This is a genomic window from Rahnella sp. ATs2 (assembly GCF_051851855.1).
GTDB classification, from domain to species: domain Bacteria; phylum Pseudomonadota; class Gammaproteobacteria; order Enterobacterales; family Enterobacteriaceae; genus Rahnella; species Rahnella variigena.
Genome location: NZ_JBLYPL010000004.1, coordinates 150069 through 172321 on the forward strand (window position 1 = coordinate 150069; position 22253 = coordinate 172321).

A 22253-nucleotide genomic window follows, 5' to 3' on the forward strand; every position below is an offset into this window, starting at 1 on the left:
CGATACTTACGGAACATTAAGGCTGATTATCGGCCGGAAACACCACGCCGGTCTGACGACGGATTTCCGTCAGCACTTTGGCGGTGATGCGCGAGACTTCCAGCCCCGGGTGCGCGACAAACTGGCTGTCGACCAGAATCGCAAATGTTTCTGCTTCATACAGCATGGTGTTGATGTGCTGCGGTTGCGTCAGGTCCAGTTTCTGGCTGCCGCGTGGCGTCAGGCTGAGCGTCTGGCATTCAGACAGTTTTTCCATCTGCAGGGTGCCGTCTTCGCCCTGAATTTCGCTTGGCAGCAGGGAGTCGCTGATCTTGGAATGGTTGATCACCACTTCAAAATTATCCGCATAAGACAAAATCACCGTGCCCTGACCGTCGACGCCGCTTTCCAGCAACGTTGCAGTGGCTTTTACCGTTTCCGGTTCGCCAAACAGCGAAATGGCGCTGGCCAGACAGTAATAGCCAATATCCATGATTGAGCCGTTGGAAAACGCCGGGTTAAAGGTGTTCGGGTTTTCACCCGCCAGATAGCGCGGATAACGTGAGGAATACTGACAGTAGTTCAGAATGGCTTTACGCAGTTTACCGATACGGTTCAGCGCGCCTTTCATATGCAGGTAATTCGGCAGATAGGCGGTTTTAAACGCTTCGAACAGCACCACGTTGTTCTCTTTCGCGCAGGCGATCAGGCTTTCGGCTTCTTGCAGATTAGATGCCAGCGGCTTCTCGCAAATCACGTGCTTTTTATGGCTGAGGAACAACAGCGATTGTGGGGCATGTAGTGAATTCGGGCTGGCAATGTAGACGGCATCAATCAGGTCAGATGCGGCCATTGCTTCAAGGGAATCAAAATAATGTTCAACCGGATAATCCTCACCGAGCTTTTTAGCGCCTTCCAGCGTGCGGGAGTAAATCGCGGTTAACTTCATCTTACCGCTCTCGTGTGCGGCATCAATAAAACGCTGGGTGATCCAGTTGGTGCCGACGACTGCAAAGCGAATCATATGTATTCCCTATAGATAAGTGGACAATGAATTATTGGTATAACTTGCCGAATATTTCCAGATGCGTCAGGTACATGCGCGTGTCGAATTCTAACTGATGATAGTCGGGCGTCATATGACAGCACAGGCTGTAGAAAGCTTTGTTGTGTTCTTTTTCTTTCAGGTGCGCGAGTTCGTGAACCACAATCATTTTCAGAAACGCTTCCGGCGCGCTTTTAAATACCGTCGCGACGCGGATTTCCGCTTTGGCTTTCAGCTTGCCGCCCTGAATGCGCGATATGGCGGTATGCAGCCCCAGCGCGTGCTTCATCACGTGGATTTTATTGTCATAAGCGACTTTGCTTAACGGCGATGAACTGCGCAAAAACTGGTTTTTCAGGTCCAGCGTATACTGATAGAGCGATTTGTCAGTGGTCAGCTCGTGCGGCTCGGGGTATCGCGTCAGCAACACTTTACCTAAACGTTCCTGTTCGATTAACTGGCGAACCTGAGCCTGAAGATTCTCGGGATAGCCTTGCAGATAGGTCAATTCAGGCATAACTGTTTGCTTTGTCTCTTTATTGACGGGGAAAAGATGCCATACCGGTTAGCGGTGTTTTCGTCACGATCGCGCCAGTCCGGCAGATAAACCCCTTTTTAACTGAAAAAACGTTTTACTGATAGACCAAATTAAGGGATAAACAGCGCAAATTGAATATAGAGGAGGGCCAATGAGCCAATTCGAAACCGAAACAGGTGGTCAGTTATTGCAACTGCGTCTGGAACGTTATCCGCTGGAAGAAGCGGCAACGCAGTTACAGGCATGGGAAGCGGCTGATGAGTATCTGCTGCAAAACCTGAACACCGACGCGCTCAACGGCCGTCCGCTGCTGATTTTCAACGATGCTTTTGGCACGCTGGCCTGCGCCTTGCAGCCGCACAACCCGACCAGCATCAATGACTCTTTCATGAGTCAGCTGGCGATGCGCCATAACCTGCGTCTTAACGGATTTGACGAAGACAGCGTGGCGGCGCAAAGCAGCCTGGTGCCGTTGCCTATCAATCCGGGTCTGGTCATCATCAAAGTGCCAAAAACGCTGGCGCTGCTGGAACAACAACTGCTGGCGCTGCGTGAAGTGGTGACGCCGGACACGCAGATTATCGCCGGCGCGAAAGCCCGTGATATCCACACCTCTACGTTGCAGTTGTTCGAGAAAATCCTCGGGCCAACCAAAACCAGCCTGGCATGGAAAAAAGCCCGTCTGATCCATTGTGAAGCGACTCTGCCAGCGCAAACCGCTGAGCCGGTGATTTCCGAATGGGCGCTGGATGACAGCGAATTCCGTATTTCCAACCATGCGAACGTGTTCTCTCGCGGCGGTCTGGATATCGGCGCACGCTTCTTCATGCAGCATCTGCCGGAAGGTATCGAAGGGCGCATGGCGGATCTGGGTTGCGGTAACGGCGTGATCGGCATGACCGCTCTGGCGCTGAATCCGGATGCAGAAATGCTGTTCGTCGATGAATCTTATATGGCGGTAGAATCGAGCCGTATTAACGTCGAAAACAATTTGCCGCAAGATGTCAGCCGCTGTCATTTCGAAGTGAACAATATGCTGGCCGGGGTCGAGCGCGAAACCCTGCACGCCGTGTTGTGTAACCCGCCGTTCCACCAGGGCACCGTGGTCAGTGATGACACCGCGTGGCGCATGTTCTGCGACGCCAAACGTTGCCTGCAAACCGGCGGCGAACTGCGCATCGTCGGCAACCGCCATCTGGATTACTACCAGAAACTGCGCCGCCTGTTCGGCAACTGCACGACGATCGCCACCAACCAGAAGTTTGTGATCCTGCGTGCGGTGAAAACGGCGTCGCATCACTGATCGCTGAATTGCTGACATGAAAAAGCCGCTTATCGCGGCTTTTTTTTCGTCTGCAGTTTTCTAATCCAATGTTTATATCTTCAGCGCCAGCCGCGTGCCCTGATCGATAGCCCGACGGGCATCCAGTTCGACGGCGACGTCTGCACCGCCGATCAGATGCACGGTTTTTCCGGCATCCTGCAAGGGCTGATACAGGGCGCGCTGCGGTTCCTGTCCGGCGCAGATAATTACGTTATCCACTTCCAGACACAGCGGCTCGCCGTTCATGATCAGATGCAAACCCGCATCGTCGATGCGTTCGTAGCTGACGCCGCTTTGCATCTTCACGCCACGCTGCAGCAGGCTGGCGCGGTGGATCCAGCCGGTGGTTTTCCCCAGTCCTGCGCCGACTTTGGTGGTTTTGCGTTGCAGCAGAACGATCTCCCGCGCCGCCGGTTCTGGCTGCGGTCCCTGCGGTGCCAGACCGCCGCGATGCGTCAGACTCTGGTCGATTCCCCATTCGTGGCTGAAGGCCTGAGTACTCAGGCTTGATGACACGCCTTTATGCACCAGATATTCGGCGGTATCAAAACCGATACCGCCCGCGCCAATAATGGCGACGCGCTGGCCGACCGGTTTTTTATCGCGCAGCACGTCGAGGTAAGTCAGTACGCTCGGGTGATCAATGCCAGTAATATCCGGCAGGCGTGGTGAAATACCGCAGGCGAGGATCACTTCGTCATAACCCGTTAACTGGCTGGCGGTGACGGTTTCACCCAGACGCAGCGTGACGCCCAGTAATGTCAGCTGACGCGAGTAATAACGCAGCGTCTGATAAAACTCTTCTTTGCCGGGGATCTGTTTGGCGACATTAAACTGCCCGCCGATTTCATTGTGTGCATCAAATAATGTGACGTGATGTCCGCGGCTGGCGGCAGTGGTGGCAAATGCCAGTCCGGCTGGCCCGGAGCCGACCACGGCCAGGCGTTTGGTGACTTCCGCACGGGTTAGGGGTAACTGCGTTTCACGGCAGGCGCGGGGATTCACCAGGCAGGAAGTGACTTCACCGGCGAATATCTGATCCAGACAGGCCTGATTACAGCCGATGCAGGTATTGATTTCATCAGCACGCCCTTGTGCGGCTTTTTCGACAAACGCCGGATCGGCGAGGAACGGGCGCGCCATCGACACCATATCCGCGCAACCTTCGGCGAGAATTTTCTCCGCCACGTCGGGATCGTTAATGCGGTTGGTGGTGATCAGCGGAATACCGACTTTGCCCATCAGTTTTTGCGTCACCCAGCTGAACGCCGCGCGGGGAACCATCGTGGCGATGGTCGGAATGCGTGCTTCATGCCAGCCGATGCCGGTGTTAATAATGCTCGCGCCAGCCTGCTCGATGCGTTGCGCCAGAGTCTCGACTTCCTGCCAGTCCGAGCCTTCCTCGACCAGATCCAGCATGGATAAGCGATAAATAATGATGAACTCCCTGCCACAGGTTTCGCGCACGCGGCGCACGGCTTCTGTCGCAAACCGCATACGGTTATCGGCGGAACCGCCCCAGTCGTCCGTGCGCTGATTGGTGCGCGCGGTCAGAAACTGGTTTATCAGATAACCTTCGGAGCCCATGATTTCCACACCGTCATAGCCGGATGCCTTGGCGAGTTGCGCACAGCGGGCAAAATCCGCCAGCGTTGATTCGATTTCTTCTTCGCTGAGAGCGTGAGGTGTAAAGCGGTTAATCGGTGCCTGAAGTGCTGAAGGCGCGACGGGGTGGGGCTGATAGCTGTAACGCCCTGCATGAAGAATTTGCAGCGCAATTTTTCCCCCGGCGGCATGAACGGCATCGGTCACCACGCGGTGATGCGTGATGTGCTCCTGTTCTGCGAGGATTGAACCACCCTGATACACCACGCCCTGCGCGTTGGGGGAAATGCCGCCGGTGACAATCAGCCCGACACCAGCGGCGGCGCGTTCGGCATAAAAGGCCGCCAGACGTTCAGGCCCGTCCTCCAGTTCTTCCAGTCCGGTGTGCATAGAACCCATCAGCACGCGATTTTTCAGTTGTGTAAAACCTAAATCCAGCGGCGCCAGCAGGTGCGGATAAAACAGCGAAGCGCGTTCAGTCATGGAATTCTCTTAAGTGGTCGGAGGAGATGAGTTCAATTTAGCGGGTGGCAGAGCAATTGGAAAGTCAGCGTGCAATGACTGTGATATGCGTCACTTTGGGGAAATCCCTGAGAGTTAATTAACTATTACGCATATTATTAATCGCCAAACATTAATTATGGCGGATTATTTTTTGCGGAAGTCTGGTCGTCTGAAGTCGCGGATAAAAACATTATTTCTTTGTTTTTACACAATATTGATTGGTTGCAGGTTGTTTATTTTAAACATTTTTTTATTACGTTTATGCGCTTAGGATTATTTTTATAAAACAATCTCGAATCGATTCAGTTCAGGTTAGAGCTGGACTAGGCTGGAGCTGCTTCACCCTAAAAAATTCATTTCTAACCTGGATATATACTATGAATCTTATTGACCATACAGCCTGCCGCCCGTTTACCGAAGCCGGGCATTTGTCCCAGATTGCAGCCTATTATGAAGAAGGCCGTAATGTCATGTGGATGATGCTCAGGTCTTATCCACGTCCCTGTTTTAATCAGGAGCTTATTGAAGACATCATGACGCTGACCTATGCAGCAAAGGCGTCGGGGCTGCGTTTTGATTTTTGGGTCACCGGTTCTTTGGTACCCAATATGTACAATGTGGGAGGTGATCTGAGTTTCTTTGTCGACTCTATCGTCAATAACAAGCGCGAGGCTTTGCGCGCCTACGCCAGAGCCTGTGTGGACTGTGTCCATGCTGCAGCGCGTGGATTCGATGTGGGAGCTATCAGCTTGTCGATGATTGAAGGTACGGCACTGGGCGGCGGATTCGAAGCGGCGCTGGCGCACCATTATGTGCTGGCGCAAAACACGGCCCGGATGGGATTTCCGGAAATCGCCTTTAACCTCTTTCCGGGAATGGGCGGTTATTCGCTGGTCTCGCGCAAAGCGGGCATGAAGCTGGCGGAGGAACTGATTTCCACCGGTGAGTCTCATACGGCGGAATGGTTTGAAAGCCGCGGGCTGGTGGATGTGTTATTCCAGCCGGGTGAGGCGTTCAACGCTACGCGTACGTTTATGGATGTGCTGCGGCCAAAACTTAACGGGATCCGCGCCATGATCCGCGCACGTCAGCGTGTGCTGCAACTTTCACGTTCCGAGCTGATGGATATTACGGAGGATTGGGTGGATGCCGCGTTTACGCTGGAGGAGAAAGACCTGAGTTATATGGAACGTCTGGTCATGCTGCAAAACCGGCATACGGCATCACTGCGTAAAACCGGCTAGCAGCGGGCAGAAAGAGCCCGTCACTGGCGCTATTTCTGTTTTGCTTTAGGTTTAAAAATATTGGGTGAAGCAATCATTTTTTCTTCAAGCCAGTGCTCGAGTTCCGTTGCGGGCATTGGCCTGGCGTAAAGAAAGCCCTGTTTGCTGTCCACACCAATCTCGTCAATTAACTTCTCTTCTTCAGCCGTTTCCACCCCTTCCGCCACCACGGTCAGTTGCAGGGTTTTCGCCACTGCCACAATCGCCCGCACCAGCGCCTGGGAAACCGGATTGTCATTGATCCCACGGACAAAACTCTGGTCGAGCTTAATGCAGTCGAGCGGAATGCGTGCCAGCTGGGACAGGGAAGAATAACCGGTACCGAAATCATCCAGATGCACCTGCGCGCCGAGTTTATGCAACTGGTTAATCATGGCGACAGCTGCGCCCTCGTCTTCCACCAGGCAGCTTTCGGTCAGTTCAAAATCGAGCAGACACCCTTTCATGCCGGCTTTTTTCATGGCGTCAGACAGCGTCGTGATAAACGAGCCATTATTCAGCTGGCGTCCGGAAAGATTCACGGCCACGCGCAGATTCAGCCCCTTTTTCTGCCACTCAGTCGCCTGACGGGTGGCGGTTTCGATCACCCATTTGCCGATGGGTGTAATCAGGCCAGATTCTTCGGCATAAGGGATAAAACTTTGTGGCTGGATAAGACCGCGTTCCGGCGAATTCCAGCGCAACAGCGCTTCGACACTTTGCACAGTGCCATAAAGTGACACTTTCGGCTGATAGTGCAAAACCAGCTGGTCTTTTTCCGCCAGCGCTTTGCGTAAATGCGTATCCAGCCACATGTATTCTGAGGCTTTTTCATTCATGCCCGGCGAGAAAACGCAGTGCGCATTTTTGCCTTTTTCCTTCGCCACATACATGGCGGTATCGGCGTTTTGCAGCAGCGTATCGCCGTCAGTGCCGTGTTCCGGACAGATAGCAATGCCGCCGGAACAGCCGGTATAGACTTCAATGAGACCGATACGAAATGGCAGGCTCAGGCGGCGCAACACGCGCTGGCTCAGTGCCTCCAGTGCGCTCAGTTCTGCATGGATACTGAGGATAATGAATTCATCGCCGCCGAGGCGCGCGAGCTTATCGTTAGGCGACAGACAATCCTGAATAGCGTCGGATACCGCCCGCAACAGGTGATCGCCAAACATATGGCCGTAGGCGTCGTTCACCTTTTTGAAGTTATCCAGATCCAGATAAATCAGCCCGACTTTGTTTTCGCCGCGCTCGAGAAGGGCTCTGGCCAGAGATTCCTGTAACGCGTTGCGGTTGGCGAAACCGGTGACCAGATCGGTGTTGGCCAGCACGCGCAGACGTTCATGCGCTTTGCGCTCGTCCGTGATGTCAGAACCCGAACAGATCAGATATTTTTGCTGTTTACCGCTGCCGCTGTGGACGAATTTATTGCGAAACAGGAACAGCCGCTGACCTTTAACCGTATTGATCCAGCGTTCGACTTCGTAGGATTGCTGATGCTGAAAAAAACCGTTGATGTTCTGGCGTGACGCCAGACCTTCTTCCATCGACATGAATAAATCGTAGGCGCTGCGGCCAATGACATCTTCTTCGCGCAGGCCGGTATATTCTTCGCTCAGCCGGTTAAAACGATGGATTTTGCCTTCCTGGTCGATGATCACAATCACGGAGTTGGCTTCGGAAACCACCTGTTCAGCGAAAGTCAGACCGACTTCAAGATCGTGCGCGACGGATTCAGTGTCCTGATATGCCGATGCCGTGCCAGCCCAGGCTTTGCTGTCAATTTTTCGGCCGACAAGATAAAGGCGTACAGGGGAGCCGAACAGGGTGATGTCCAGCGTGAAACTTGAGGTGATCCCGGTCAGTTGCCTGATTTTTCCCGCCTGCCATTGGGTCAGGGAGATAGCAACATTAACAACGCCTTTCTCTGCGGACAGCTCCAGTGCATTGCTGTCAGAACCCACTCGCCAGTATGGGCGGGGCGTACCAAAATGCAGGTACAGGATGGACGCATCTTGAGAATCGACCATGAATGTTTCTCCGAAAAGAACGCTATACGCCGCCAGTGTGGCGACATGGCGATAGTCAGCACAGACGGAGTTTACTCTGCTCAGCACACCCGCACCGCTCCGCAACTATCGGATACAGAGCCGGAAGGCGTAACACATTGAATTTAAGGTTAGCAACTGTCGGTTATATATCCAGTCACCGGACAGAAATTACTGCTCAGAACAGGCGGGTTCCGTTGCCGGGATCCCGCCTGAGAGAGAACGTGCTGACTGCATATCGGGCCTGGTTTCAGACCCGATATGTTATTTCAGCAGGAAGCTGGTTTTCTTCACATCCTGAGAATCTAACCCGACGAATACGTTGAACTTACCGGGTTCAGAGGCCCATTTCAGCTTGTCATTGTAGAAACGTAAATCTCTTTCATTGATAGCAAATGTCACGGTTTTCTCTTCACCCGGCTGGAGGGTGATCTTCTCAAAGTTCTTCAGCTCTTTCACCGGACGACTGATCGACGCGGTGACATCCTGCAGATACAGCTGGACGATCGTCGCGCCACTGACTTTGCCGGTGTTTTTCACCGTGACACTGGCTGTCAGCGGATGTTTCGCATCCATGGTTGTGGATGAAAGGCTCACGTCAGACACGCTGAAACGGGTGTAGCTCAGGCCATAACCAAACGGGAACAGCGGCCCGTTGGTGATATCGAAATAACGGGTTGTGTATTTATCCGGATGCTGCGGATTGAACGGACGACCGGTATTCAGCACGCTGTTATACAAAGGAATTTGCCCGACCGAACGCGGGAAGGTCATCGGCAGTTTGCCTGACGGGTTGTAATCGCCAAACAGAACGTCGGCAATCGCGTGACCGCCTTCGGTGCCGGCGAACCAGGTTTCCAGCATGGCATCAGAGATGTCATTTTCCCACGTCAGTGTCAGAGGACGACCATTCATCAGCACAATCACCAGCGGCTTACCGGTGGCTTTCAGCGCCTTGAGCAGGTCACGCTGGCTTTGCGGAATGCTGATATCTGAACGGCTGGAGGCTTCATGCGCCATACCCTGTGCTTCACCGACCACAGCCACCACGACATCTGATTTCTCAGCTGTTTTCACCGCTTCATCAATCATGTCCTGCGGTTTACGCGGGTCGTTGATCACCTGCTTGTCGTAGGAATTAAGGAAATCGACCATCCCCTGATCGTCGGTGATGTTAGCACCGCGTGCATATAACAATGTGCCTTTGTCACCGAGGACATCTTTCATCCCCTGCAAGACAGTCACGGTCTGAGCGGCTTTACCGGCGGCAGACCAGCTGCCCATCACATCGCGTTTGCTGTCAGCCAGCGGGCCAATCACGGCAATGGTGCCTTTTTTCTGTAACGGCAGCGTCTCGTTGGTGTTTTTCAGCAACACGAGGGACGTGCGCGCGACTTCGCGGGCTTCGGTGCGGTGCAGACGGCTTTCGGCATTGGTGTCCGCCGGGTCGCTCGACTGCGGACCTAAATGACGGTATTCATCGACAAACAGCCCCATGTCCCATTTGGCAGCCAGAACGTCACGCACGGCACGGTCAATATCCTGCTGACTCACCAGACCGTCGGCGAGCAATCCTTTCAGATACTTACCGTACATATTGTCGGCCATGTCCATATCGACACCGGCTTTCAGCGCCATCGCAGCCGCCTGACGATCATCTTCGGCCACGCCGTGTTTGACCAGACCGCCAATAGCGCCGTGGTCACTCACTGTCAGACCTTTGAACTGCCAGTCATCGCGCAGAATATCTTTCAGCAACCAGGTATTTGACGTCGCGGGAATGCCGTTAACACTGTTGAGGGCAACCATCACGCCACCGGCACCGGCATCTACCGCCGCTTTATACGGTGGCATGTAATCGTTGAACATGCGGGTCAGGCTCATGTCCACGGTGTTGTATTCGCGACCGCCTTCCACCGCGCCGTACAGCGCGTAGTGTTTGACGTTAGCCATCACGGCGTCGGGTGCGGAAGGGTCTTTGCCCTGATAACCCGTGACCATTTCATGTGCCAGGCGGGACGTCAGGTAGGTGTCTTCGCCAAAACCTTCGGAGACACGGCCCCAGCGCGGATCACGGGTAATATCGACCATTGGCGAGAAGGTCATATTCAGGCCATCAGCTGCGGTTTCCAGTGCGGAAATACGTGCGCTGGTGTTGACGGCCAGCATATCCCAGCTGGCGGCAAGGCCAAGGCTGATAGGGAAAATAGTGCGCTGACCATGCACCACGTCATAGGCATAAAACGGGGGGATCTTCAGGCGGCTTTCTTTGACCTGATCCTGCATACGGCGAATATCAGGTTTAGTGACGGTATTAAACACGCCACCGACTTTACCGGCGCGGATGTCAGCCATAATGGCTTCTTTCTGATAGTCCGGCCCCACAGTGACCAGATTCAGCTGACCGATTTTTTCATCAATGGTCATTTTTTTCATCAGGTCAGCAATAAACGCATTGCGCTCTTTTACCTGATCCTGGGGAATGCCCGTCGTTTCAACGGCGAGCGAAGAAGCAGAACTTACCAGTAACACTAACGCGCCAAGCACGTGATGCGTATTCATCGGAATTCCTTCAGCCATAAGCAGGGGTGCCAAACCGGTGAAAATTCAGCAGCCTGAAGCAAACAAAGCAATGATCATTCTAAGAAAAGTATCTAAGAAAAGTATGGGTGAGAATCTAATACGACCCTTCAACTATTAGCAATGAATAGTTTATGCCCTGCGCACAATATCGTTTTACATTGCGGAGCAGACTGCAATTTACAGGTAATCAGAAACTCACGTACAAAAAGACCTCAGATACGCCACGCATTTTTCTAAATTTAGGATTAAATGATATGCAGGTGAACAAATAATCAGCAAGCTGGCCTGAATGTTCATTATCAGGGCAATAAAAAAGGCAGAACATCATGTTCTGCCTTTCTTTCATCTGTTCTCAACGACACGCGGTGAGCGAATCGGATTAATAGTAATAAGACATATCGGTCGGGGTTTTGCTCATCACATCAAAGAAAACGTCTTTCGTGTTTGCCCAGAACTGCGCGACGGCGGCGGCATCATAATTCATGCCCATCAGGCTCATGACGAAGAAACAGGTCACGGTCAGGCCGAGACCGCTGCAAACAAAGGCCATGGTATTGCGGCTGGACTGGCGGCAAACAATATTAAGCTGGCTGGTGCAGAACATCAAAAAGGCGCTCAGCAATTCCCAGCGCATCATGACAATCCCTGCAGTTAAAGTACCCATCGATAAAATCCTTACTCACTACAGCCGTTTACACAAAGCCAAAATCAGCCGGATGGCTGTTATAACAGGTTGGCAGCGGGCTTTTCTGAAGAAATGGTGAATTACAATAGTGTGACGAAGGTCACATTATATCACCGGATTTTATTTTTGAGCAAAATATGTTCGCTAATGAAAAATAGGCATAACACATCAACTTATTTTGATGATGTGTTATGAAAAGAGAAGTGCGCGATAACGGAAGTGCGCGTTGCCTTACCCGGTGAATCAGGCGCCGTAGCCCATCACCTGCAATAAATGTTGTGCCTGCTGGACAGCTTCCTGACGGTGTGCCACGCCCAGTTTCTGGTACAAATTGCGGATATGCGTTTTGATGGTGGTGGACGCGACATCGAGTTCACCGGCGATCTGATCGTTGCTGTAACCGGAGTAAATCAGCCCGAGAACCTGCCATTCGCGCTGGGTCAGCGGACTGGTGCGGATCAGTTCCGGCACCTGCGGATGGGTCAGCAGTTTATTGACGAACCCTTCGTCGAAGTGCGCGAACTTATGACGATGGTGCTGGTTAATTTCACGCAGAATTTGCTGAGCACGGCGCTGTTCCAGTTCCGGCAGCAGATTGAGTTGCAGCAACTGACGCAACTGCTGCGCCATCATTTCCCCTTCGATGACGAAATGACTGACAAAACCCGTACGGTTCGCCAGCCCCAGCGCTTCGATCAACACCCGCTGCGCATCATTTTTACGGCCGGTATGCCAGTAAAGCAGATTGCTGAGCAGCAGATTGCGGTTGAGATCGCTGGTCAGGCGCAACTGACGCGCATTCTGATTCAGCTCATCGAGCACCACTTCGGCTTCATCAAACTGTTCCAGCAAAATCTGCACGCGGGCGATATTACGCCACTGGCCTTGCTGGAAATGGTTGTCGGCCATGTCGGGTTTACGCGCCTGTTGCAGCCACTGGCGGGCAGCGGCTTTGTCGCCGATCATCTGCCAGTAAATCACCCGTGGCTTGTCGGTATTGGTCAGCCAGTCGATGTGATACTGACCGGTTTTGAGCAGGCTTTCACAGCGCTGTAAATGGTGATGTGCGTTATCGAGCTGACCGCGGGCCAGAGAACATTTCGCCAGCATCGCCAGACACTGCAACTGCTGTTGCGGCTGGAAGTTGGTCAGCACGTCGAGCCCCTGACGGGCGGCGTCTTCGGCATCATCGAGCCGCGACCACGACCACAGCAATTGCGAGCGCAGACGCAGTAGAAATTCGTGCATCGGCAGCTGTTCCAGATGCTGTTCACGCACCAGTTCAAAAGCGCGATCCTGCATCTCAAACGCCGCCTGCAAAAAGCCCTGCGCAATCAGGATTTCACTCTGTTGCAGCAATGCCCATAACGCGTAGTGATAGGCTTCATAACGGCGGGCAATCTGTTCGGTTTGCTGCATCAGCGGCAGCGCGCGGGTCAGATCACCTTTGCAGTGCTGGATTTCGCCGGTGACTGAGGTCGCCACAATCCGGCTGTAATAGCTTTCATACGGCAGATATTTCAGGGCGTCGGCGGCCAGTTTTTCAGCTTCATCCTGACGGCCATCGTTAATCGCCACCTGCGCCCGCAGGGCATCAAATTCCGCCGCGAGTTCCTGTTCCATGACGATATTGCGCTGCTGCATTTCGCTTTCGGCGCGCAACAGTAACGTTTCCACTTCGGCATAACGGTGCTGACTTTGTGCCAGCCACGCCTGCAACAGCACCAGTTTAGGATTCTGGATCAGGCGGTCATACGGCAGCGCGGCCAGACATTCTTCCAGCAACGCCAGTTCGCTCTGATTGAACAGTGCCCAGGCGTGTTGCAGCAGAATATCGCGCAGCATATTGATGTCTTCCGCCCCCAGCGCATGATGGATAGCTTCGGCTGGAAAACCTTGCGCCAGCCAGCCTTCGGCAGCGGCACGGTGAATCGCCGGCAGTTCTGTCGACAGTTCCCACTGACACCGCTGGCGCAGGAAAGTGGCAAACAGCGGATGGAAGTTAAACCATTCGCCGGTGTCATCCATGCGGTGAATGAAAAGCCCCTGACGTTCCAGTTCCTCGAGGCGCTGCTGGCCGTTTTCGCTGCCGGTCAGGCGCACAATCAGCGCATCGTTCATTGACCGCAGCAGTGAGCAGCGCAGCAAAAAGTCTCGTGTCGGCGCATCCACGCGATCCAGCACTTCATCCACCAGATATTCTGAAAGATGGCTGGCATTCAGCCCGGCCAGTTTGCGGGCGGACTGCTGCGTAGACTGCTGCGACGACGTGGTGGACTGACGTGCGGATAACGCGATCAGCTGGAGTGCCGTTGCCCAGCCAGCCACTTCGTCGCACAGACGGCCACTGTCGGCCTGATCGATGGGGTCTTTCAGCCGGTTGTCGAAAAATTGCTGGGTTTCCGGGTGCGTAAAGGCCAGATGCGTGGCGTTAAGTTCCAGCAACTGATCGCGGACACGCATATTGGCGATACCCAGCGGTGGCAGGGTGCGCGAAAGGACCACCAGCGACAGATTTTCCGGCTGATGACGCAGGAAAAAACGCATCCCTTCATGGATGGCGTCGTTAGAAATCAGGTGATAATCGTCGATAACCAGCAGCAGCGGACGGTGCCAGTCGGAAAGCTCAACAAACAGCTGAGCAAACAGCGCCGATAAACTGGCGTACTGGTGTTTCTGACTCAGTGCTTCACTTTTGACGCAATGACCGCCGCAGGCCTGTTGTACCGCCGCAATCAGATAGCTGGCAAAACGCTCCGGCTGATTGTCACTTTCATCCAGCGAATACCAGCCGAGATCGCTTTTGCCCGCCGCCCAATGTGCGACCAGCGTCGTTTTCCCATAGCCCGCCGGACTGGCGACCAGGGTCAGACGGTAATTTGGCGCAGTCGAGAGCTTCGTCAGCAGACGATCGCGAACCACTGTATTTTGCTGCCGCACCGGGCGGCTCAATTTCGACGGGATCAGCATTTTTTTCGATTCTTTTGACGGTAGTCAGGAGGCGTAATAATTATTTCGCAGCGTGTAATTAATCACTTTTTCTAAAGTCCTCCTTTGAAACATTGATTGCAAGAATGTTACGTTTTTACATGCCGTTAAGTTGCTCTGCATCACACTTCTAAATACAAATTTTCAGAGCTTCCCCCTGATCCCCCGTTTCCTCCGGCTACGCCCCGTTTCTCCTCCCTGCCTAATCTTTGGCAGGATGATGCTGCTCACAGGCACAAGCGTCAGCATAGTGATAATCAACATCAGACTTCCCTACAAATTCCAGGATAAAGAGGCATGTGATGCAGGTGACTTTGGATAAGACGCAGTTTTTAGCCGCGCTAAAACGCCAGTGGCAGGGGTTCGGTTTGCAACAGGCAAAGGATATGACACCGCATCAGTGGTGGCAGGCCACCAGTGCCGCGCTGTCCGAACAGCTGAGTGCGCAGCCTGCGCCTAAAGCGACAAAACAGCCGCAACGGCACGTAAACTATATTTCGATGGAATTTCTGATCGGGCGCCTGACCGCGAATAACCTGATCAACCTCGGCTGGTATGAAACCGTCAACCAGGCGCTGAAAGAGCAAGGCGTTGAGCTGGCCGATGTGCTGGAGCAGGAAACCGATCCGGCGCTGGGTAATGGCGGATTAGGGCGTCTGGCGGCCTGTTTCCTTGATTCGATGGCGACCGTCGGACAACCGGCAACCGGCTACGGCCTGAATTATCAGTACGGTCTGTTCCGTCAGTCGTTCAGCGAAGGCAAACAGCAGGAAGCGCCGGATAACTGGCATCGCGAAAGCTATCCGTGGTTCAGCCACAACAGTTCGCTGTCTGTTGACGTGGCGTTTGGCGGCAAACTGACCAGGAACGAGAATGGCGAAGAACAATGGCATCCGGCGTTCTCCCTGCGCGGTGAAGCCTGGGATTTGCCGGTGGTCGGCTATAAAAATGGCGTCACCCAGCCACTGCGTTTGTGGCAGGCGACTGATGTGCATCCGTTTGATCTGACCTTGTTCAACGACGGTGAATTTCTCAAAGCTGAGCAAAAAGGCATTGATGCGGCGAAGCTCACCAAAGTGTTGTATCCGAATGACAACCACGACGCCGGTAAACGCCTGCGCCTGATGCAGCAGTATTTCCAGTGCGCCTGTTCGGTAGGCGATATCCTGCGTCGTCATCATTTCCTCGGTCGCAAAATTGAGGATTTACCGAAATTCGAAGTCATCCAGCTCAACGACACGCACCCGACCATTGCCATTCCTGAACTGCTGCGTATTTTGCTCGACGAGCATCAGCTGGACTGGGACGCTGCCTGGGCAATCACCAGCCAGACCTTCGCGTATACCAACCACACGCTGATGCCTGAAGCGCTGGAATGCTGGGACGAAAAACTGGTGCGCAGCCTGTTACCGCGCCACTTCTCGCTGATCAAAGCCATTAACACCCGCTTCAAGAAAGTGGTCGAAAAGCAGTGGCCGGGCGATAAAGCGGTGTGGGAAAAACTGTCTGTTCACCAGAACAAACAAGTCCGTATGGCCAACCTGTGCGTAGTCAGTGGTTTTGCGGTGAACGGCGTGGCGGCGTTGCACTCCGAACTGGTGGTGAAAGATCTGTTCCCGGAATATCACCAGCTGTGGCCGAACAAATTCCATAACGTCACCAACGGTATTACGCCGCGCCGCTGGCTGAAACAGTGTAATCCGGCCCTGTCTGCGCTGATTGACGACACGCTGAAAACCGAATGGGTTAACGATCTGGATGCCCTGAAAGGGCTGGAAAGTTTCGCCGACGATAAAAAATTCCGTCAGCGTTACCAGACGATTAAGCGCGAGAATAAAATCAAACTGGCGCACTACGTGAAAAGCGTTATGGGGCTGACGCTCAATCCTGACGCCATTTTCGATGTGCAGATCAAACGCCTGCACGAATACAAACGTCAGCATCTTAACCTGCTGCACATTCTGTCCCTTTACCGTCAGCTGCGTGATAACCCGGAAATGGACATGGTGCCACGCGTCTTCCTGTTCGGCGCGAAAGCGGCACCGGGTTATTACCTGGCGAAAAACATCATCTACGCTATTAACAAAGTGGCGGAAAAAGTGAATAACGACCCGCTGGTGCGCGACCGCATCAAAGTGGTGTTTATCCCGGATTACCGCGTTTCTGTCGCTGAGTTGATGATCCCGGCCGCGGACGTTTCCGAGCAGATTTCGACCGCCGGGAAAGAAGCCTCAGGCACCGGTAACATGAAGCTGGCGCTGAACGGCGCGCTGACCGTCGGCACGCTCGACGGCGCGAATGTCGAGATTGCTGAAGAAGTCGGGGAAGACAATATCTTCATCTTTGGCAACACGGTTGATCAGGTCAAAGCGTTGCAGGCGAAAGGCTACGATCCGCTCAAGATCCGCAAAAAAGACAAGCACCTGGATAAGATCCTCAAAGAGCTGGAAAACGGCTTCTTCAGCGATGGCGACAAACAGGCCTTCAGCCTGATGCTCGACAGTTTGCTGGGGGGCGGTGATCCTTATCTGGTGCTGGCGGACTTTGCTGATTATTGCGCTGCACAGCAAAAAGTTGATGTGCTGTATCGTGACCAGGAAGACTGGACGCGCAAAACCATTCTCAACACGGCGCGTGTTGGGATGTTCAGTTCCGACCGCTCGATCCGCGATTACCAGCAGCGGATCTGGCAGGCGAAACGTTAAGGAGCCCGCATGGAGAACAAAGCACTGGAGCAGGCCGCCAGGGAGGCGGGTATTTCCTCTGGTTTTATCAACGCGCACGGTAAGCAGCAGGCGATTGCGCCTGAAACTAAGCGTGAACTGTTAGCCGCAATGGGCTGGGTGGCGGAAAGCCGCCCGGTTGTTATGCCGGTTCCTGCGGTGAAAGTGTTCGTTTCCGGCAGCCGTCTGGCATTGCCGGTCGGGGGGGAAGGTGAATATGCCTGGACACTCAAACTGGAAAGCGGCGCAATTCAGCAAGGGCGAATCAGCGGTAAAATGACCCTGGCGCTGCCGGGTAAAATCCCTGCCGGTTATCACCAGCTGACGCTGACACAGGATGCGCAGCAGTGGGATTGCCGGGTGATTGTCGCCCCGAAACGCTGCTATGAACCTGATGCATTGCTGGCGGGCAAAAAGCTGTGGGGCGCGTGCGTACAACTTTATACGCTGCGTTCAGAAAATAACTGGGGGATTGGCGATTTCGGCGATCTCCGGTTGTTGCTGAAAAAGGTCGCTGAGCGTGGCGGTGCGTTTGTCGGGCTGAATCCTATTCATGCGCTGTATCCGGCCAATCCGGTGGCGGCCAGCCCTTACAGTCCGTCGTCGCGCCGCTGGCTGAACGTGATTTATATCGACGTCAGTGCCGTCGACGATTTCAGGCTGAGCCAGGCCGCCCAACAGTGGTGGAATCTGCCGCTGACGCAGCAACGGTTACAGGCCGTGCGCGCCAGCGACTGGGTGGATTACGGTGAAGTGATGCCGCTCAAACTCGAAGGATTACGGCTGGCCTACGCGCAATTCCTGAAGCGTAAAGTGCAGGATGCGCAGGTGAAATCGCTGGCGGCTTTTGTGAAGCAGGGCGGGGAAAGTCTGTATCTGCAGGCGGCGTTTGACGCGTTATACGAACATCTGGCGAAAGAGACGGATGTTGCACTCGGATGGAACCGCTGGCCGGAGCAATATCATAATGCGCGTGGCCCTGCAGTGCGCGCTTTCTGTGAACAACATGCGCAGGATGTGGAGTTTTACCTCTGGCTGCAATGGCTGGCAGAAACGCAATTTTCACAATGCTACGAGGTCAGCCAGCAGGGCGACATGCCGATCGGTTTATACCGCGATCTGGCCGTCGGTGTGGTGGAAGGTGGCTCGGAAACCTGGGGCGATGGCGAGCTGTACTGCCTGAAAGCCTCGGTCGGCGCACCGCCGGATATCCTCGGGCCGCTGGGTCAGAACTGGGATCTGCGCCCGATGGATCCACACGTGATGGTGAAACGCGGTTATCAGCCGTTTATCGATCTGCTGCGTTCAAACATGACCAGCTGTGGCGCGTTGCGTATTGATCACGTGATGACGTTATTGCGTTTATGGTGGATCCCGGCGGGTGAAACGGCGGATAAAGGCGCATATGTGCAATATCCGGTAGACGATCTGCTGGCTATTCTGGCGCTGGAAAGTCAGCGTCACCGCTGCATGGTGATTGGTGAAGATCTGGGCACCGTCCCGGTAGAGATCGTCAGTAAGCTGCGCGAAGGCGGGGTGTATTCCTACAAAGTGCTGTATTTCGAGCGTGATGAGGAAAACAACTTCCGTGCGCCGCAGTCGTATCCGGTTCAGGCGATGGCGACGATCACCACGCATGACCTGCCGACGCTGCGCGGATACTGGCAAAGTGACGATCTGGCGCTGGGTAAATCGCTGGGACTGTACCGCGATGAAGATGTGTTGCAGGAGCTGTACGCCGACCGCGCCCGTGCGCGTCAGGGGCTGCTTGACGGCTTACACCATTACGACTGCATCCCTAAAAAAACCGGACGTAAAGCGGCATTGATGGAGATGACGCCGGTGCTCAACCGTGGTCTGCAACGCTACGTCGCTGACAGCGCCTGTGCTTTGCTCGGCCTGCAACCAGAAGACTGGTTAGACATGGACGCGCCGGTCAACGTGCCCGGCACCAGCGACGAATACCCGAACTGGCGCCGTAAACTGTCCACCTCCCTCGAAGAGATGTTCGCCGACGAGCAGGTGAATAAGCTAATTAAAGACCTCGATAAACGCCGCCGGAAAGTTTCGGTAAGCTGAGGTTTAAAAAAGAAGTGAAAAGGGAGTGCTGCCGTGAGGGAGTGCTCCTTTTTTATTTGTGTGTATAAATCAACCAATAACAAAACCCTGATATAGACTGCGGTCAGGCTTTCCGCAGCACTTCAAACTTTATCTTGCTTAGTTTTCGTTGCACCTTAAAGTAATCACTAATGACATAATGTTTATTTTAAGGTGCAATATGAAGCGTTCTCAATCTTTGCTGGTATCGGAAAATCTTTTGCAGCAACTCCGCGAAATGGGACGCTTGCTCGCTGAAAGCCGGATCGCGCGAAAGATGACGCAATCCGAAGCAGCGGTGCGAGCTAACCTTGGCAGAAATACTGTCAGCAGGATTGAGAATGGAGATACAAGTGTCGCAATAGGACAAATTCTGCGTTATCTCGATGCCATTCGTCCGGGGGTAACTTTGGCCGACCTCTTATCAGGGGAAGACAATGTCGTACATTCGATGAATGAGAAAATCAGGCCTCAGCGCGCCCGTGCATTATCCGAGAGGGAACTTAAAGATTATGACTTCTGAAAGCACTTTACTGGTTCACGCCTTTTTACCCGGAGCCTCACAAGCTGTTCCGGCAGGAAAACTTAAAATGACTCAAGCTGGAGCCGAAGTACTCTCCTGTAGTTTCATTTACGGTTTGAAGTATTTGAAAAGAAACGGCGCGATTGAAATTGATCCGATATCGTTGAATTTTCTGAATGGTCGGGATGTTTCCCGAATGGAGCTTTTCCCTGCCAATACCTCATTATTTGGTGGGATCCGCGATGCTGCACCAGACTCCTGGGGGCGGCGAGTGATAGAAGCTAAAAACCGGATGCCAGCCAATTCTTTGCCAGAGTCTGTTTACTTGCTGGAGGCAGGAGCTAATCGGGTTGGTGCTCTGGATATTACCGCTGATGGTGAGGCCACCAGAGCACTGACTCAATCCAGTGATATTCGCTCGCTTGGGTATATTCAGGATGCATTCGACCGGGTTGAACAAGGGCTTCCGGTACCGGCAAACTTACACAATCTTCTTGATGCGGGTTCAAGTATGGGGGGAATGCGTCCAAAAGCTACCCTTTTGGATGATGACGAAACACATTGGCTGGCCAAATTTTCATCCCCAAATGATCGTGGGCTTAACATTCCTACGGTGGAAAGAGCAACGCTGGAGCTGGCACGTGTTGCCGGCCTGAATGTTCCCCCTACACAATTGAAAGAAGTGGGTGATAACCGTTTTGCCATGCTGATAAAGCGCTTTGACCGGGTGGGGAGTGGTGAGTTTGTCGGACGACGACATTTTAATTCCGCGCTGACATTCATGGACTTACATGAGATGGACTCGCCGAAAAGCAGTTATGCGGATATGGCTGATGCCATGAGAATGCATCTGAACGCAAAGTTTCTTCAGCAGGATTTAACTGAGCTGTTTAAACGAATGATATTTAACATTTTAATTAACAACGACGATGATCATTTAAGAAATCATGGTTTTATTCTGATAGATGATCCTGCTCAGTTAGCAGTTTGTGCGTCTCAGGAACCCCCGCAATCTGTTTCTCTGGCATGGCGTCTCAGCCCTTTATATGACGTTGTTCCGCGCCCAAGTGGCACTTACTCTCGTCTTCTTCATTTAGGTGTGGGCCAGTTTGGCCGGGAAGCAACGTTGATTAATGCGGTTTCCTGGTCTGAGCGTTTTGGCCTTAGCCGCCAGCTGGCTATCAATGAAATTGATTCTGTGTGGAAAGCAGTTCGCGAATGGCGAAATTGTTTCGAGGAATTTGCGGTAGGCGGGCAGGATATTGATTCGGTAAAAAGTGCCTTCAGGCATATTCGTGAAATCGGAGGAAAAGAGCTTGGACTTTGCGAATAAGTCTTATAAATGATTGAGTTCATTATTAGAATTTAGAGAATGTAATAAAAAAAGGCGGCTTATTCAGCCGCCTAAGACACAGGTAATTGATCAAGTACTACAAAGCGCATTAGCCTTACATTTAACCTTTCACACCGCCTGCCGTTAAGCCGCCGACCAGCCAGCGTTGGGCGATCAGGAATACTGCCGTAATCGGGATGGCGGACAATATGGCCGCCGCCGCGAAATCGCCCCACAGGTAGTTTTGCGGGTTCAGATATTGCTGCATGCCGACCGCCAGGGTGTAGCTGTTCACGTCACGCAGCAGTAAAGATGCCACCGGCACTTCGGTGATGGCTGCGATGAACGACAGAATGAACACGACGGCCAGGATCGGTACCGACAGCGGCAGCAGCACCAGACGGAAAGCCTGCCACGGGGTGGCGCCGTCCAGTGCGGCGGCTTCTTCCAGCGAGCCGTCGATGGTTTCGAAATAGCCTTTGATGGTCCAGACGTGCAGGGCGATGCCACCCATATAGGCGAAGATCACGCCACCATGAGTGTTCAGGCCGAGGAACGGCACGTACATGCCGAGGCGGTCGAACAGGGCGTATAACGCCACCAGCGACAGCACCGCCGGGAACATCTGGAAGATCAGCATCCCTTTGAGCAGCGAACTTTTACCGCGGAATTTCATGCGGGCAAACGCGTAGGCGCAGGTGGTGGAAAGGGCGACGATGCCGACCGCGGTGATCCCGGCGATCTTGATCGAGTTCCATAACCACAACATCACCGGGAATGGCGGTGGTGTGATGCTGCCGTCGCTGTTGGTGACCGCGATGCCGAGCGCCAGTTTCCAGTGATCCCACGAGACCTGATCCGGGATCAGACTGCCGGTAGCAAAGTTACCCGGACGCAGCGAGATGGCGAATACCATCAGCAGCGGGAACAGGATCAGCGCCAGAAAACACAGCAGTAAAAGGTGCGTGACCAGCAATCTGACTTTCTGTGACTTAGGTTTAACCATGGGCATTGTC

General features: G+C 53.5%; 14 protein-coding genes. 6 read left to right on the forward strand and 8 right to left on the reverse strand.

The genetic code is table 11. The annotated features are described in order from the left end of the window. Window positions 1–16: 16 nt before the first annotated feature. Window positions 17–1003 (reverse strand): Gfo/Idh/MocA family protein, encoded by a 987-nt coding sequence (locus tag ACJY2G_RS05280; RefSeq protein ID WP_430320029.1) that lies wholly within the window; start codon window positions 1001–1003, stop codon window positions 17–19. 31 nt (window positions 1004–1034) lie between these two features. Then, entirely contained in the window at window positions 1035–1541 is a 507-nt protein-coding gene (locus tag ACJY2G_RS05285; protein ID WP_112286754.1) for a M48 metallopeptidase family protein, read from the reverse strand. 172 nt (window positions 1542–1713) lie between these two features. On the opposite strand from ACJY2G_RS05285, the gene rlmG reads away from it, so the two are divergent. Beyond that, complete coding sequence (rlmG, locus tag ACJY2G_RS05290) at window positions 1714–2865, forward strand: 23S rRNA (guanine(1835)-N(2))-methyltransferase RlmG (protein ID WP_120162368.1); 1152 nt, start codon at window positions 1714–1716, stop codon at window positions 2863–2865. A 72-nt stretch (window positions 2866–2937) separates the two neighbouring features. Here the strand turns inward: rlmG and ACJY2G_RS05295 are convergent, their stop codons facing one another. Further along, window positions 2938–4974: an oxidoreductase gene (locus ACJY2G_RS05295; protein WP_430320028.1), complete on the reverse strand. Its 2037-nt coding sequence runs from the start codon at window positions 4972–4974 to the stop codon at window positions 2938–2940. 398 nt (window positions 4975–5372) lie between these two features. On the opposite strand from ACJY2G_RS05295, the gene ACJY2G_RS05300 reads away from it, so the two are divergent. Continuing rightward, the gene (locus ACJY2G_RS05300) at window positions 5373–6239 is read left to right on the forward strand and encodes a crotonase/enoyl-CoA hydratase family protein (protein WP_113877142.1); all 867 of its coding nucleotides are present in this window, start codon (window positions 5373–5375) and stop codon (window positions 6237–6239) included. Between the two features lie 29 nt (window positions 6240–6268). On the opposite strand, the gene pdeR is transcribed toward ACJY2G_RS05300, so the two are convergent. The 4 genes from pdeR to malT all read right to left on the reverse strand — a co-directional run bounded on the left by pdeR (window position 6269) and on the right by malT (window position 14543). Further along, window positions 6269–8287, reverse strand: coding sequence for a cyclic di-GMP phosphodiesterase (pdeR, locus tag ACJY2G_RS05305; RefSeq protein ID WP_430320084.1), 2019 nt, complete (start codon window positions 8285–8287; stop codon window positions 6269–6271). Between the two features lie 282 nt (window positions 8288–8569). Then, entirely contained in the window at window positions 8570–10867 is a 2298-nt protein-coding gene (bglX, locus tag ACJY2G_RS05310; protein ID WP_439291444.1) for a beta-glucosidase BglX, read from the reverse strand. Window positions 10868–11267: 400 nt separating this feature from the next. After that, complete coding sequence (locus ACJY2G_RS05315; RefSeq protein WP_112286748.1) at window positions 11268–11552, reverse strand: YjcB family protein; 285 nt, start codon at window positions 11550–11552, stop codon at window positions 11268–11270. A 264-nt stretch (window positions 11553–11816) separates the two neighbouring features. Next, a complete protein-coding gene (malT, locus tag ACJY2G_RS05320) occupies window positions 11817–14543 on the reverse strand; it encodes an HTH-type transcriptional regulator MalT (protein WP_120162365.1) in 2727 nt (908 codons plus the stop codon). 320 nt (window positions 14544–14863) lie between these two features. Here malT and malP point away from each other — a divergent pair, with 320 nt between their 5' ends. The 4 genes from malP (at window position 14864) to ACJY2G_RS05340 (ending at window position 21237) form a co-directional block, all read left to right on the forward strand. After that, window positions 14864–17266 (forward strand): maltodextrin phosphorylase, encoded by a 2403-nt coding sequence (gene malP / locus ACJY2G_RS05325; RefSeq protein ID WP_430320026.1) that lies wholly within the window; start codon window positions 14864–14866, stop codon window positions 17264–17266. Window positions 17267–17275: 9 nt separating this feature from the next. Next, complete coding sequence (gene malQ, locus ACJY2G_RS05330; RefSeq protein ID WP_439291446.1) at window positions 17276–19363, forward strand: 4-alpha-glucanotransferase; 2088 nt, start codon at window positions 17276–17278, stop codon at window positions 19361–19363. Between the two features lie 199 nt (window positions 19364–19562). Continuing rightward, window positions 19563–19904, forward strand: a complete 342-nt coding sequence (locus ACJY2G_RS05335) for a helix-turn-helix domain-containing protein (RefSeq protein WP_014333772.1) — start codon at window positions 19563–19565, stop codon at window positions 19902–19904. After that, entirely contained in the window at window positions 19894–21237 is a 1344-nt protein-coding gene (locus ACJY2G_RS05340) for a type II toxin-antitoxin system HipA family toxin (RefSeq protein ID WP_430320024.1), read from the forward strand. The genes ACJY2G_RS05335 and ACJY2G_RS05340 overlap by 11 nt, the downstream gene beginning before the upstream one ends. A gap of 121 nt (window positions 21238–21358) precedes the next feature. Here the strand turns inward: ACJY2G_RS05340 and malG are convergent, their stop codons facing one another. Next, the gene (gene malG / locus ACJY2G_RS05345) at window positions 21359–22249 is read right to left on the reverse strand and encodes a maltose ABC transporter permease MalG (RefSeq protein ID WP_112286742.1); all 891 of its coding nucleotides are present in this window, start codon (window positions 22247–22249) and stop codon (window positions 21359–21361) included. Window positions 22250–22253 lie beyond the last annotated feature (4 nt).

What these genes read in the sequence shown, in the direction of transcription:
- malQ (WP_439291446.1), top strand. Translation starts at nt 17,276, where the DNA reads ATGGAGAACAAAGCACTGGAGCAGGCCGCCAGGGAGGCGGGTATTTCC.
- rlmG (WP_120162368.1), top strand. Translation starts at nt 1,714, where the DNA reads ATGAGCCAATTCGAAACCGAAACAGGTGGTCAGTTATTGCAACTGCGT.
- pdeR (WP_430320084.1), bottom strand. Translation starts at nt 8,287, where the DNA reads ATGGTCGATTCTCAAGATGCGTCCATCCTGTACCTGCATTTTGGTACG.
- ACJY2G_RS05285 (WP_112286754.1), bottom strand. Translation starts at nt 1,541, where the DNA reads ATGCCTGAATTGACCTATCTGCAAGGCTATCCCGAGAATCTTCAGGCT.
- ACJY2G_RS05280 (WP_430320029.1), bottom strand. Translation starts at nt 1,003, where the DNA reads ATGATTCGCTTTGCAGTCGTCGGCACCAACTGGATCACCCAGCGTTTT.
- ACJY2G_RS05300 (WP_113877142.1), top strand. Translation starts at nt 5,373, where the DNA reads ATGAATCTTATTGACCATACAGCCTGCCGCCCGTTTACCGAAGCCGGG.
- malP (WP_430320026.1), top strand. Translation starts at nt 14,864, where the DNA reads ATGCAGGTGACTTTGGATAAGACGCAGTTTTTAGCCGCGCTAAAACGC.
- ACJY2G_RS05340 (WP_430320024.1), top strand. Translation starts at nt 19,894, where the DNA reads ATGACTTCTGAAAGCACTTTACTGGTTCACGCCTTTTTACCCGGAGCC.
- malT (WP_120162365.1), bottom strand. Translation starts at nt 14,543, where the DNA reads ATGCTGATCCCGTCGAAATTGAGCCGCCCGGTGCGGCAGCAAAATACA.
- malG (WP_112286742.1), bottom strand. Translation starts at nt 22,249, where the DNA reads ATGCCCATGGTTAAACCTAAGTCACAGAAAGTCAGATTGCTGGTCACG.
- ACJY2G_RS05335 (WP_014333772.1), top strand. Translation starts at nt 19,563, where the DNA reads ATGAAGCGTTCTCAATCTTTGCTGGTATCGGAAAATCTTTTGCAGCAA.
- ACJY2G_RS05295 (WP_430320028.1), bottom strand. Translation starts at nt 4,974, where the DNA reads ATGACTGAACGCGCTTCGCTGTTTTATCCGCACCTGCTGGCGCCGCTG.
- bglX (WP_439291444.1), bottom strand. Translation starts at nt 10,867, where the DNA reads ATGAATACGCATCACGTGCTTGGCGCGTTAGTGTTACTGGTAAGTTCT.
- ACJY2G_RS05315 (WP_112286748.1), bottom strand. Translation starts at nt 11,552, where the DNA reads ATGGGTACTTTAACTGCAGGGATTGTCATGATGCGCTGGGAATTGCTG.